The organism is Anabaena sp. FACHB-595, assembly GCF_048568275.1.
In the GTDB taxonomy this organism is placed as follows: Bacteria; Cyanobacteriota; Cyanobacteriia; order Cyanobacteriales; family Nostocaceae; genus Trichormus.
On record NZ_CP183475.1, the window covers coordinates 155,667 to 169,470 of the forward strand.

The window sequence follows — 13,804 nt, forward strand, 5'->3', positions numbered from 1 at the left end:
TTACTATGAAAGAACTAGTTGAGTTTCCAGTAGAAGGTTTAACTCCAGCAATGCAAGCTTGTCTCCTCAGAGAATTAATCGCACAGCTTAATATACCTGATGAGAAATTTGAAGAATATGCAAAAAATCCTCCAACTGCTGAGGAACGACAAGAGGCTGTGTTAAAGTTAAATTCAGAAATGAATAGAATCAGTGAAATAGCACAAGAAGAAGTAAAGTTAAGTTCCACAGAAATTGAACCTATCAATTTTGTTAATCCAGTTAGTCCAGAGTCATCTTTACAACCCGAAGTAAGCCAGTTTAAAGACAATACAATTGAGCCAGATGTTCTAAAAAATTTTACAGATAAAAATGACGACAATAATGGCAACCTAGTAGAAGAATGTCAACACGATAAAGTGCAATCTATTATCGCTAATTTACAAATTCAACAATTTGTTATTCCTGTAATCTTAGACCGCTTAAATATATTTGGAAAACCAGACAAAGAGACAGAAAGTATCATTTATCAAAGTGAGGCATATACTGCAAGTCTAAAATTAGAAGAAGATTCACAAACTCTTAGCCTTGATAGAAATTCGCCTGATTCAGAAGCAAGCCAAGAAGCACTCCTAGCATCTCGTAATCAGAGCTCAGAGAATTACTCTATCATCATCAATAACCTTACCCATAATGAATTTGAACGTTTTAAGGCTCTGTTCGATGAGCAACAAGCACGCTGCGAACAGAACCAACAAGAATTCAAAAGCCAGGATGCTGTTAAAGAGATAGATTAATTAAATCAACCCAAAGCACACACCATACGAAAAAGCTATAAACCCCAAAATTAGCTTGTTATTAAAGCTCAAGGGAGTTTTGGGGCAAATAACAACCGCAGCAGAAAAATAGTAAAAAGACGCAGTAAAGTCAAACAAACTCGTCGGGTTAATAGGTAATCTACCTAACCCGACCAAACATAGCATTACTATTAAAGACCAAACAACAATATTTTCTATCCATCCTAAAATTTTATTGACATTCATAAAAAATCGTTTATTACTCCCTAAATTTGATAAATACTATTAAAACTAAAACCGTTCAATAAAATTGCCTAGTAAATAGATTGCTTAATGAAAACTACATAAACCATCCAATCACTTTGTAAATTTTTTAAATTTAAAAATAAAGTTTTTAAATAAGCTGATTAATTTATAGTAACTGTAAAGATTAAGAAACAGTAAAAAGTAAGTGGTATAAGTATTATTATCAGGGACAATACTAAACCAAACAGTATGTAATATGAAACCTATTAATGTTGTCATCATTGAAAATGAGAACATATCTAGGGTTGGCGCGGCAGCAATATTATCTGAAACTGGTAAAATCCAGGTATGTGGCCTTGCTAAAACCGGAAAGGAAGGAATAGAAACTGTTGACCAACAAAAGCCAGATATCGTGGTGATAAATATTGATTTACCTGATATCAATGGCACTGATGTCATAAGTTTAATTAAATGCAAACACACGTCAATTAAAATAGTGGTTATGACTGCAAATAGCAGCAGAGATACCATTAACGCAGCAATTAGTAATGGCGCAGACTGCTACTACTGTAAAAATAATGCCAGAGAAGAAGTAGGAGAAAGATTCATTGAAGCAGTAATGGCTGCATACAATAATGAATCATGGATTGACCCAACTATTAATCGCATTTTGATTGATAATCTTAGGTCAAATGACACAGCCGATAGAGATTCACTAGATTTGTTAAGTGATTTCTCTAATAAAGAAATTACAGTTCTCAAATTAGCGGCTGGTGGCATGAAAAATAATGAAATTGCTAATGTCATGTATGTTTCCGAAGGTACAGTCAGGTCATATTTACATAATTCATTTATCAAGTTAGGAGTCAAAGATAGATTAAACGCTATCCGGGAAGCTATCCGTCTGGGAATCCTCAGCTTTGCAGACATGAAAATCGAAGAAGAAGTTACTCAAGAAAGCCATACAAGAGTCAAAACCAACCAAAATAGTCAAAAGGATACAGCTAAAACGAGTAATAAGGGATACAAAGGCTGGGTTGCCTAGAGAGTTAATCAACTGCAATTATGCAGCCACCTGAATACTTCTTCTGCTGACGGCAAGTTTTAATGATGGCAGCGTTTCTAACATAAATACTACGTGCTACCTTACCTTCATTAGATTTGGCCCAATCCAGAAGCTTTTTATCTTCGGGTTGTAAAATAGCATTTCCAGAAGCCGCCTGCTGAAAAGTTACACTTCCAGCAATAGTTTTGTATGTAAAAACACCAATTGTAGCTCCCAAAGCCAGTACAAAACCCAACACTCCCGCTACTTGTGCCAATCGCCAATTACTTACACCCAAGAGAGGCAATGCCCCACCAGCTTGCTTAGTCATCTTAATTAAATCCTTAGCGGCTTGGGCGATCGCATTTTTTTGTTGCTGTATTGCCACCTTAGAAGCACTATTTAACTTATCGTCCACCATGTCAGCCCAACCCACCACAAGCGAGTCAAGCCTACCAGGTAGTTGCTGCAACGCAAATTGGGTTGTACCTAGTTCCGCGTATAGGTTAAACAAGGGATCGTCAGGTCGAACACCCAATTTAAGTATCCAATCAGTGACCTCTGCTTTCTTTTCTTCAGAATATTCTGCAATAACTTTTTCAACAACTTTTGCAATATTGGTCATAGGTTATTTAAGCAGTTAATTTAAAACCTCACTGTCAATTTGGTAAAGCTCATACTTACCATTCTTCAGATGCAATATCTTCATTTACATCAAAATTGGAATTATTTTGTTTATGTGTGCCTATAGAAGCTAGTTCTGTACAGTTCTTACTCAATCCTAAATAATTAGTAGCTATCTCATTAGTCACAATGGAGTTATGAAAATTCTCCATCCAGTTAAATACTATCGAACGCTGAATAGTATTAAGAGGGGAGTCAGTTTCAATAAGTTGAGCATAGGGTAAACCAGTATCCTCAAGCAACTGATATAAGTCATTATATAAACCACCTAAAACTAATTCCGAACCGTTTAATTTTTTAATATCAGCTTGAAATTGACTACCTTCATAGTATCGAAATTGCTTGCCAAAGTAATAGTTTTTGATAACAACATAGTCAACTTGACTACTAAAATGGTTGTATAAATCCTGAAGATAATCTTCAACACAGTCTTTACGATGTGATATCGGGTGCAAGAAAGTAACACGATATCCGAGATGGTTAAGATTTTCTATCAGTGAAACATCTTTATCAAAAAACTTGAACTCTTGATGGTTTTGACCTGGCATATCCGTCAAAACTACATCAATATTTGGAAACATTTCTAAGTCCAGTAATAATCTATCCGAATCGCCCCTAGACAATCCCAAATGGTTTATTTCAAAACCTTTTGATTTATACATCGATAGCTTGTTACGATAACCGTGGTAGAAAACACGCGCATTGCATTTACTTTTCAAGTACAATTCCAGTAAGAGCCTAGAAACTGTGGACTTACCCACACGAGCATCACCCGATGTAATTACAAAACGCTTTCCAAACATAAAAGCCAAGCAACCTATTCAATTAAGCAGCTATATCTTCAGATGGTAAATTTGCATCTTGGTTTTTAGCTTTTTCTTTTTCTTCGTTTTCTCTAAGCTCTTTAGACTTTTCCACAACTGCTGGGTAGTAACAGTCATCTGGTTGTATATCAAAACCCAATAAATTAAATGCTGGCTTAATTTGCGTTTCAAACTCACCAAGCCAAGATTTAATTCTTGACTTAATTACAATATTTGTTTCTTTATGAGTCTGACCTTCATTAAAGGTTAAAGCATGACGGTCAAGAAAGTCATAAGATTTGTAGAATAAATCTGGCATTACAAGTTCTATCAGACCTTCTGCAAGCATATTCTGACGTAGAGAAGAGTCATTATATCGCTCAAACTTTTCTTCTTCACCATGAAATAGATTTTTGACTACAATATAATCTACTTGGTCTTTACAAAGTTCACGAAGTTTTTCTAAAACATTTATAGAGTCAAGAACTCTACTAATCACTGAAACCATTGTCACTCGACAATTAATTTCAGTTTTCAGAACTTCAAAAAATGCAAGCTCTTTGACATAACTTTCAAAGAAACCTCCAGATTGTGCAGGTAAGTCTAATAATGTGATAGGACAATCACTCTCATCTAGATTAATTAATAAATCATCAGCACCACCTCTATGAAAAATATCAATATAACGTATTATAGGGCGGTAATCTTTTTGAAAATATCTTTCTATCTGAGGATTTCTCAAGTCAGCTTCATAAGCAACACAGGGTAAATTTTTATTAATGTAAAGTTGAAATATTGCTCGTGCAAAGGTACTTTTACCCACGCCACCTTTATCACCTGTTATAATTATCAGTCGCTTTTGAGGCTTATCATTAGTATTGGAGGAAGTACTGTTTGACATGGCTGGTTGTTCTTTATTTTTTCTGGACATAATATTATTTACAAAGTAACTAAACTTTGTTGTGTTAGGTTAATGTCAATCTAAATTTTTAAGTTGTAAACAAAAATCAATAAGTTAATGAAATAAAAAAATCAGCAACTATATTGCTCAATAAAATTTTCCTAATTTATTTTGAATAAACTACTTTGAGTATGCAACCTCTCGCTCAAAAAGCCAAGCAACAAAATTCCACATTAAAACAACATTTGTTGATATGTAAATTAGTCATAAATTTTATGTCGTTTAAAGTAACTTGACTTTCAAAAAGGGCATTATGATATTTTGATCGGAAATAATCTATGAGTGAAGTACGAGCTGATTATGATGGTGCTTGGAAGGAAGGTGTAGAACAATATTTTGAAGCGTTTCTTGCATTTTTCTTTCCAGAGATTCAAGCAGAAATTGATTGGGAACGAGGCTATGATTTTCTCGATCAAGAATTGCAACAATTGATAAGAGAATCTGAAATTGGTAAACAATTTGTCGATAAACTAATCAAAGTTTGGCTAAAAGATGGAAAGGAAACTTGGTTGCTGATTCACCTGGAAATCCAAAGTCAAGTAGATACGAACTTCCCTAAACGGATGTTTTCTTACCACTACAGAATCTTTGACCGTTATAACCAAGAAGTTGTTAGCTTGGCAATTCTGGGGGATAATCAAGCAAACTGGCGACCGCAAGAATATAGTTATGGTCGTTGGGGATGTCACTTGAGTCTTCAGTTTCCCATTGTAAAACTACTGGACTATGAATCTCGTTGGTCAGAATTAGAACAAAGTGATAGTCCTTTTGCTGTACTGGTGATGGCGCACCTGCGGACACAAGCGACAACTCAAGATTTAGCAGGCCGATTGCAGTGGAAGTTGAGCTTAATTAAACGAATGTATGAGTTAGGCTATAGTAGAGACAAAATCCAGCAAATCTTCCGGTTGCTAGATAGATTAATGACTCTACCGCCAGAGTTAGACTTAAATTTCAAAGCAGAATTAGAGCGTTTTGAGGCTGAACAAGAAATGACATACATGACAAGTATAGAACGCATAGGTATAGCAGAAGCTACCCAGAAATATATTGCTCAAATCCTAACAATTCGATTTAAAGATATTCCTACTGAATTAGTAGAAAAATTAAATAAATTATATGACATTGAGTTATTGAATCAATTGTTAGAAAAAGCAGTAACTACAGGTTCAATATCTGAGTTTGAGCAACAATTAAGTCAGGAAGATACAAACACAGATAATAAAACCAGCAGATAAAACGCTTCTCTAGTCGGAGTAAAGGCAAAGTCATTTAATTACTCCAGTTGCTAGATAGATTAATGACTCTACCGCCGGAGTTAGACTTAAATTTTAAAGCCGAATTAGAGCGTTTTTAGGCTGAACAAGAAATGACATACATGACTAGCATAGAACGCATAGGCAGAGCGCAGGCTATCCAGGAGTCGATCGCTGAAGTTCTAGAAGCTAGATTTAATCAAGTTACCCTTGAATTGATTGAGCAAGTAAATAAAATTTATGAGCTTGATAAACTCAAGCAGTTGTTGAGACGGGCTAGTATTACAGAGTCAATTTCTGAGTTTGGGCAACAATTAAGTCAAGAAAATACAGATACATAGTTTTAAAGTTGCACGGAACGCTGGCCGTATAGTCATAAATTCTAACTACCAGCTAACTTTGTTTGCTTTCAAATACAAATTAATTCTCCAATCAAATCCGCTGCTCGTTCTCCATATTTTTGTTGAATAGCGTCCCTGTGCGGCAAGCAATCTTCACTTAAAAAGTCGCGGATAAATAGAGAAAAATTAAATCCTCTTTTCGAGTCCACATATTCTGCTAATTCAATATTAAACAACGATTTAAATTCATCCTCTCTTTGTTTGAGTGCTGAATATTTAGTTAAATTGTTGGCTTGGAAGATTGGTTCAACTGCTTGATTAAACAGTTTTTCCATTAAGATATCTTTCATATTTTCTTCTATATTTTTGTACCAAATTTTACTCACAAGTATAATAACTTCTGTAAAGCTGAATCACCTCTTTTTGTGCAGTTAAAATCCAAAATAACGAACATCTTACCGCCTGATGTCCCTCATCTTTCCCAAAATTTTTCGCTCTCCAACTCCAAGGAAAATGGTAAACATCCAGGATTGGCAGCCGCCCACTCGTTAGCTTCTGCAATTAAAGTTTCGTTACCCGAATCGAGGTAGAATTGCATTTTGGCACGTTGCTCTAAGCGATCGCGTTCCTGAGTGCTGAGAATATGTCTCGTGATTACGCAGTATTGGCGCACCTTAGTCCTAGCTTGGGTTAAAGCCATTAACCGTAGTTTTGTCGCTCGCTTGAGTTCCTCGATGCGGTAGGAAACATCAGCAATCTCTTCACCAACAGATGCACTCTGCCGCCCATTGTTGGCAATTTCCTGTGGTGGTTCTGGTGCAACCGCAGCAGGTATCGAAACTACACCCTGCCCATTATCTTCTGTGTTAGATAAGTTTTGATTATCAACTCTTGACGACGTGCCGAGGCTAGAAGGGTATATAAAATCCTGATGAAAACTGAATTCATTTGGGTGTAAAATGTCTGTATGAACTGAATTCTCTAATTGATTGCTGGTTTTATTTAAATTAATTTCAGCAGTATTAGAAGAATTTATGAATTCAAGATTTTCCACAGGCTGGACGACAGCTGAGTCTTGCTGAGAAACATCGGGTTGTCCAACTACCCCTGCTGACTCCAGCCCTTGGGGGGCTGTAGCAGCAGGAAGTAAACAGAAAACCTTCATATAGGGAAAATGCCCGTAATTATCGATTTTATTAGGGGTTCTAACATTTTGAATTGAAAATGAGTTTTGAAAACTATTAAGTTGCCCGTTCTCTATTGATTGATAAGGGTTTGAGCTATTTTCTGCCCAAGGGTCTAAAATATAGCGTGTGGGATGCCACAAATGTAAGTGCTTTTGTAGTGTCTCTTGAGAGATAGTTTTGTTAAAGCGGCGTTTATACTCAGCACGTATAGCTTTTGCCCGTTCAGTAGCACCTGCTGGTAATCCACTATCCCACTCTATTGCTCTTACTACTATCTGGATGCGTCGTTGGGCTTGTTGACTGCGTTCCCAGTTCTGTTGGTGGCGACGGTCAAATGGAATTACGTTATCTTTAGGTTGATCAATGCTACTAACACCTGCTATGGCTTCTGCAAATGTGTTGGTGAATGTACCCAACAGCCGTTCGGGATAACTAACGTAGGCACTGTACCATTTGTTACGAATCGTGCATTCTACCCAATGCCGTACTCTAGCTTCGATTTCATGTTTGTGTCGGCAATATTGCTTATAGCCAGGGGCGTTAATTGCGGTGGAGAGGCAAAATTCGACTAATTTATCGCCTCTTAAGTCTAGAAAGACGATTCCGTAGCCTGCAAAGATTTGTAGGAGGGTGTTTGTTTGTCCTTGTCCTGTCCAACCGATCGCAATTGTTTCTTCCCAGTTGGCACGCCACTGTGCAGCATCAGCAGACTCTTGCTTACGATATCTCTCCTGTGCAATTTGTTTTTTGGCCTTGTTTGCTACCCGTTTTAATTTGGTTAAATCTTGCCGACTGGCCGCACGATCGCAATAGTCAAGGAAGATAGAAACGGAATCGCTAATAGCTTGTAAGTCATCATCAAGTAAAAATGACCCACTACCCGGTTGCATGGGACAACGGATGGCTTTGTAGTTGGTTATTTGTTTGGCACTATATGGTTTAGTATTGGGAAAGATTTCTAGGTGTCCTTGGCGCAAGATAAAGCCTGCATTTCTCAAGGTAATCTCTAGAGCGCAGGCTAAGGCAAAGGTAGGCAGGTGAGATGCAAAGTTTAAAATCAAGTGATAGCCACCACTAAAGCTGGACTGGAGAATGACAATATCAACTATGCCAATGTCCTCTAGTGCCGCTTTGATGCGATTTATAGATTCAATGTTATGGTAGTCGCCAAAGAAGTCTAAATCGATAGTGGCGTAACGGGTTGTGTTGTCAAAGCGCAGACCTACTAATTTTGACTTATCTTGGTGCAGCTTCCACAGTTGGGAGGGTTGCAGGTAATAATCGATAGTGCGCCATGCTGGTTTTGCACCTTCTACTAAAGAAGGGGCAACTATCGCCCCAAATGGATGCCAAAAACGCTCTACGTAGCGTTTACCCACAGATTCTGAGGGTAAATGGGGTTTGATTTTCTTTTTTGAAAGCTGTGAAAGACTTAATGGGGGCTTGTTATCAACATCTGCCCCGAAATCTTCTTGGAACATGAGTGACTGTCCTGATGGTTTTCGTGCATCAGGTAGCCTCGCTGTTGGTCAAAATGTGTTAGCCTAAATTTGAAATTTTTGTTTTATTAAGAAGCGGTTGGTTATCCGCTTGTTGGAGACGACTGGTAATCGTCTCATGGTTGAAAGCAAACAGAGGTTATACTTGTTTAGGCTTAGACATACGTAGGCTTAGGCTAAGATTTAGTCCAACACGCTTCACCAACAACAATGCGGCTACCCAACTTTTTTTTGAGAGCTATTTAAAGTAAGTTCTAACGAAGTTGTGACTAAATCTAGAAGAGACTTTTGGAATAAGAATACAAAGCTAGTAACACCTAAAAGTGTCACCAAAAACTGGCAGAGGTTAGTACAATTGGTGAAGATGAAATTACACTTCACCAACGAATTTAAAAACAAAAAACAGTCAAATATATCCATACGAGTCCAGCACCCAAAAAATGAACCCGTACTGCAATCAGTATTGAGATGCTAATCTATTAGGTAACATTAAATTGTGGGATAAATTCTCTGCTAGATTAACTGCTCACAGCTACCTATGCAGCACGAACATTACCCTTTTTTCTATTTGTAGACACTTCCATTGCTTTCATTTGGTTCTTATAATCCTCCCAAGTTTTTTCAAATACGTCAGACTCGTACATCCGCAATAAAACCTCCTCTTTATCAGTTAAATTTGGTAGTTTTAACAACTCCGCTAAAGACACTTGAACTGGAAAAACATCCCTAAATTTTTCCATTAAGTGAAGTATTCTTTCTCTCTGTTCCGCAGATGGTTCGTCTTGCAACTCTGCATAAATCTGTCGCGGACGTAGATTCACAATTTCTAAGTTCATGTTTACTAAATTCCTCAATCCAAAGACAACAAATTCATTAGTTATACCTATAACACGCCCCACAATTTCCAACTCTGTCCGCAGTCTTTTCTTAAATTGATATACTTGACCAACTTGGAAACGCCGAAACGGATTGCGATCGCCATTCCGCATCCAAGCGATACCATCACTTATACTACCTATCTCATCCGCTTCAATCAGGTCTATAACCTGGTCACAGATATCTTGATTGCAAACAAACTTGTACGCTGCATCAATACTTCGGTTAAATTCCGCCTCCAGTGCCACAACTGCCTTAAATTTTTGAAGTTCTCTTAATTGAGAAATAAAATCAAATACTTTCTTACCCTTGTGATAACTACCAACACTTATCCTTAGATTCTCTGAAACCTCCCGAATCACAGGTTTACCTTTTTTTAATTGAGAGTTACTCTCATCTATCGAAGTGTTCAAATTTGAATACTTCGATTCATTCAAACGACGAGCGCTTTCCCTCTGTCTTTCTTTCGCTTGGGGACGAAGTACGCTCTCCCAGTACTGCCCCTCATGAAATTTCTGGTAATGAGTCTTCCCTCCTTCCCGGTGGAGATTAAAGTCAAGCACTAGTTTCAAATCTTCTTCAGGCGAGCCAGACTCGACAAATTCCACTTTCACAGCAGAAATTCCCAACTGGCGAGCTATCTGCAATCGGCACTTACCTGCCAAGACCACATTTACACCAGTACGTGCAGTTACCTTCAAAGATTCCAGAATCCCTTTTTCCGAGATACTTTTTTCCAAAGCTGGACGATTCTCATTTTCACCATAGATTTCTATCAGCTTCGGATGAACAACTAACTCCGCAGGAGAAATATATACAATTGCCGGATTATGCACCTCAGACATTATTAATACTCCGGGTCACAAATTGTCTAAAAAGATAAGTTCAATTTTGAAAAGCCCAAGCAGAAAACCAGAATAACTCAAGCAGCAAGACTTACAGCACTTTCATCCACTAGAGAAAGTGATATTATTAAAAATAATTAATTTTTGTAAAAAGTAAAGGATTAGCTACCAGAAAAACTATTGAAGAAAATTTTCCAGTCAGCAAACTATTATTCCCAACCCATTGAAAACTAATACGACTGAAGATATATTTAACGCACTGGTATTTGGGAAAAAAACATCTATCCAAAGAAAGATTTGTAAAACTATGTAAACTCATGATATGATTGCTCTAGTTAGTTAAATTGACAAAACGATGTCCCGCCCTGTTCTAGTAACAGGTAGGCTTGTTTTTTCCTCAAAGCCCTGGTGCAAACAGGGCTTTGAGCGAGTTTTTAAGCAAAATGAACGCTACAAAAAAAGTATACCAGTCTTGATTCCATTTGGCAAAATTGTACAGTAAAGAGGGGTAAATTTTTAGATGCCTCGTCTTCAAATATTAAATTCTATTGAAAAACAAGCACTAGAACATATAGCGGCAACCAGCAGCGATGAAGTTAGCAAAAGAGCCAAGATTCTGCTAGGACTAGACGAAGGCAAAAAATATGTAGCTTTAGCCCAAGAAATCGGTGTAACCGAAAAATCAATAGCAAAGTGGAAGAAAAGATGGACATCAAGTACCATCTTGTCAGAAACCCAAGAGTCGGCGATCGCAAAAGCTAATGAAGTATTGGGTGTCAACGTAGGCAGACCTAAGAAGTGCAAAAGTACAGAGGCAAGCAAAATTGTCGAAATCAGCGAATGGAGCAAGAACCGAAAACCTAGTCGCTCAAAGCACCACTACCATATGCAGGTAGCAGAAGAAGCCGCTAGGAGAGGTTTACCAACACTATCGCCAAGAAGTATAGGACGCATTTTGGAAGCTCAACCTTAATAGAAAAAGTCATCAAGCAAGTACCATCCTAGCCCAAGGGAGTAGTTTTGCAATCCCAGTTTTTACCGAGGCTTTTCATCAAAATTTAAGCAAGCATTTCCACACACTCGACCACTTGAGCAGAGGTCACTTGTTGCGCGATCAGAAAGTCAACGAGTCCATCAAGTTTTTTACGGTTGTAGACGGTAGAATAGCCTTGGATTCGGCGTTCTTTGCAGAACTGTCGCAGCTTCCGCGCACCTAAATCCAAAAGCTTCTTCCTTTCTTCCTTAACGTCTACTAGCACAAGCTGTCTAGCTTCATCCGCAACCCCAGTTTCAACAACTGGCGGAGCAGTTTCAATAATGGAAGATTCTGGTTTAGAAAATTCTTCCCAAACAGAAGCAGCACCAACACCAGTCAAATCCCCATGAGTTTCCAAAACTGGCAACTCTTCAGAAATCACCCCAACGCTATTACTAACTTGAAGTGATACTGATTGAGCAGGGACAAATATCACATAGAAGATTGGGAAGACCATCAAAAACAACTCGATTGGAAACAAAACATCGTTAACAGATTGCACAAAAGGCGATATTGCAAAAGCAGACATAATGTGGTTCCTCCATGAATTACTGATGGGCGGCGTTTAGCGGCTTACCACCCAGTAGCGGGGGAAACCCCCGTACTGAGTGAAAGCTTTTACACGTATCCCAGCCAATAGCAGGAGAAAGGAGGATAAATTGCCTTTTTAAGCAATTAGATGAACTAAGTTTTCCAAAATTTGCAGATGTTGAATTCTAGAGATTATTAATTCAAAATACGGGAATTGCAAAAATGCGATTTTTCCGGCTTGTACTCGCAGCTTTTAGAAACCTCCTTATTCATCTCAACACTCCATATTTTTTACTCTTAAGGTAGTTAACGTAGCTAACCAAGTTGTAGTTATATCTGAGTTCTTGAGGAACGAAAGTTGAGTAAGGATGCAGCGATACACCATCACGACGAAAGCAATGACAGGGCGCATATATATCAAAAAAGATAGATATTTCATCACCATCAACTTCGATTTGAGCTATGCCCTTAAGTTCCTTTGCAAACTCTAAAACTTGTCCTGATGCTACATAGTCAAAGACCACTACATTTCGAGTACGGAAATACTGGATGTAAGAAAGAAGTGTTGCTTCCATACCAAGCTCAAGCAATCTGTCAGAATGTTTAAGCAAGATACCGGAATAGGAAAAAGAAAACCTACGGTTAGCGTATTCATCCCACAAGATAAGATTGCCATAAAATTTGTAAATATTCGCTTGATTGAACGATATTTCTCTATTTAAATTTTCGACAACAGCATCATCTTCAAATGGGAACAACGCCTTACGTTCATCCCATTGCTTATCTGGACAGCAACCATTTTCAAACCATCCATGTGGATGAATACCACAAACAATATTATTGGCACCATGCAGTAAATTACACCCAGCACATACTCGCAAATAGCAAGAACTAAATTCTTCGCTATTAACTGCATTAATATAGCGTCGGTGTATATCTAAATGCTCCTCTAAAGCTTCACAAGATAAAGGTTTATACGAGGAGAATGTTTGTCCAATTAATCTGTCTGGATCGGTTTCATCATAGATTACTGCCAAGTCGTCAATTTGGTGAGAACGTAATTCTTCGTAAAGTACGAATTTCCGATATGGTTCTTCCTCAAATCTAGAAACAACCAAGCACTTTGAATCAGAATGTCTTGCAAAATTCATCACCGTGTAAGTGTAAATTGAAGGCAGACAATCAGATTTTTCAGAGTTCTCAGCTTTTGTTAATACAAGCGGTTTTATGTCAGCTATTTTTGCAGTTTCTCTACTCGAATTAGTTTCCTCCGATTCTTCAACAATGCTTAAGAAAGCACCACCCAAGGAAGCAAAAATAATTCCGGTAAAGCCCAATACAATAGCACCAGTGCCAATATAGACAATTTGTTCAGAGCGTTCTTTCTCGACGATTGGGAATCCGCCCTTAGCTAAGTACAATAAGCCCAAACCAGAAAAAGTTGCTACAGTGCCTAAAGCAATAGCAGTCAAAGACACCATTCCAAAAGCAGCATTAAGGTTTCTCAAGCCATTAAACGCAAACTTCTTCAACATAATTTATCCCTCCAAAATGCAGGTCACAAGATTTTTAATTACTCTTGCCCCGGCACAAATTGGGATTTGCTGAGAACTACACTACTAACCTACCCCTTACTCTATTAACAATTCCACAACTATTTAATAGATATGTACTCGTTAATTTTCAGTCTCAGTAGTAGTTTCATTCCCAATGGTGAT

13 protein-coding genes are annotated in these 13,804 nt (G+C 37.8%); 5 read left to right on the forward strand and 8 right to left on the reverse strand.

All coding sequences use genetic code 11. The features are described 5' to 3' along the window. Positions 1 to 5: 5 nt before the first annotated feature. Together ACN222_RS29550 and ACN222_RS29555 are read left to right on the forward strand one after the other, a co-directional pair. Positions 6 to 776: a hypothetical protein gene (locus tag ACN222_RS29550; RefSeq protein WP_010993978.1), complete on the forward strand. Its 771-nt coding sequence runs from the start codon at positions 6 to 8 to the stop codon at positions 774 to 776. Positions 777 to 1,278: 502 nt separating this feature from the next. Next, the gene (locus tag ACN222_RS29555; protein WP_010993980.1) at positions 1,279 to 2,067 is read left to right on the forward strand and encodes a response regulator; all 789 of its coding nucleotides are present in this window, start codon (positions 1,279 to 1,281) and stop codon (positions 2,065 to 2,067) included. A 4-nt stretch (positions 2,068 to 2,071) separates the two neighbouring features. On the opposite strand, the gene ACN222_RS29560 is transcribed toward ACN222_RS29555, so the two are convergent. From ACN222_RS29560 to ACN222_RS29570, 3 genes are read right to left on the reverse strand one after another with little or no spacing between them, the layout of a single operon-like run. Then, on the reverse strand, positions 2,072 to 2,692 hold the full coding sequence (locus ACN222_RS29560) for a DUF6753 family protein (protein ID WP_010993981.1): 621 nt from the start codon (positions 2,690 to 2,692) through the stop codon (positions 2,072 to 2,074). A gap of 55 nt (positions 2,693 to 2,747) precedes the next feature. Continuing rightward, the gene (locus tag ACN222_RS29565; protein ID WP_010993982.1) at positions 2,748 to 3,554 is read right to left on the reverse strand and encodes a hypothetical protein; all 807 of its coding nucleotides are present in this window, start codon (positions 3,552 to 3,554) and stop codon (positions 2,748 to 2,750) included. Between the two features lie 22 nt (positions 3,555 to 3,576). Next, positions 3,577 to 4,485 carry a hypothetical protein gene (locus tag ACN222_RS29570; RefSeq protein ID WP_010993983.1) on the reverse strand — a complete coding sequence of 303 codons (909 nt, stop codon included), beginning with the start codon at positions 4,483 to 4,485 and terminating at the stop codon, positions 3,577 to 3,579. Between the two features lie 308 nt (positions 4,486 to 4,793). Between ACN222_RS29570 and ACN222_RS29575 the strand changes: the two genes are divergently transcribed. Next, positions 4,794 to 5,753, forward strand: coding sequence for an Rpn family recombination-promoting nuclease/putative transposase (locus ACN222_RS29575; RefSeq protein WP_010993984.1), 960 nt, complete (start codon positions 4,794 to 4,796; stop codon positions 5,751 to 5,753). A gap of 140 nt (positions 5,754 to 5,893) precedes the next feature. Continuing rightward, positions 5,894 to 6,112, forward strand: coding sequence for a hypothetical protein (locus ACN222_RS29580; RefSeq protein ID WP_231865446.1), 219 nt, complete (start codon positions 5,894 to 5,896; stop codon positions 6,110 to 6,112). Positions 6,113 to 6,180: 68 nt separating this feature from the next. On the opposite strand, the gene ACN222_RS29585 is transcribed toward ACN222_RS29580, so the two are convergent. The 3 genes from ACN222_RS29585 to ACN222_RS29595 form a co-directional block, all read right to left on the reverse strand. Then, complete coding sequence (locus ACN222_RS29585) at positions 6,181 to 6,498, reverse strand: hypothetical protein (RefSeq protein WP_010993986.1); 318 nt, start codon at positions 6,496 to 6,498, stop codon at positions 6,181 to 6,183. An 86-nt stretch (positions 6,499 to 6,584) separates the two neighbouring features. Further along, positions 6,585 to 8,780 carry a hypothetical protein gene (locus tag ACN222_RS29590; protein ID WP_010993987.1) on the reverse strand — a complete coding sequence of 732 codons (2,196 nt, stop codon included), beginning with the start codon at positions 8,778 to 8,780 and terminating at the stop codon, positions 6,585 to 6,587. Positions 8,781 to 9,334: 554 nt separating this feature from the next. Beyond that, positions 9,335 to 10,519, reverse strand: a complete 1,185-nt coding sequence (locus ACN222_RS29595) for a hypothetical protein (protein ID WP_010993988.1) — start codon at positions 10,517 to 10,519, stop codon at positions 9,335 to 9,337. Positions 10,520 to 11,039: 520 nt separating this feature from the next. On the opposite strand from ACN222_RS29595, the gene ACN222_RS29600 reads away from it, so the two are divergent. Further along, positions 11,040 to 11,492, forward strand: a complete 453-nt coding sequence (locus tag ACN222_RS29600; protein WP_010993989.1) for a helix-turn-helix domain-containing protein — start codon at positions 11,040 to 11,042, stop codon at positions 11,490 to 11,492. Positions 11,493 to 11,577: 85 nt separating this feature from the next. Here the strand turns inward: ACN222_RS29600 and ACN222_RS29605 are convergent, their stop codons facing one another. Together ACN222_RS29605 and ACN222_RS29610 are read right to left on the reverse strand one after the other, a co-directional pair. Further along, positions 11,578 to 12,084, reverse strand: a complete 507-nt coding sequence (locus ACN222_RS29605) for a hypothetical protein (protein ID WP_010993990.1) — start codon at positions 12,082 to 12,084, stop codon at positions 11,578 to 11,580. Positions 12,085 to 12,355: 271 nt separating this feature from the next. Further along, positions 12,356 to 13,621 carry a hypothetical protein gene (locus ACN222_RS29610; protein WP_044520258.1) on the reverse strand — a complete coding sequence of 422 codons (1,266 nt, stop codon included), beginning with the start codon at positions 13,619 to 13,621 and terminating at the stop codon, positions 12,356 to 12,358. Between the last annotated feature and the right edge of the window lie 183 nt (positions 13,622 to 13,804).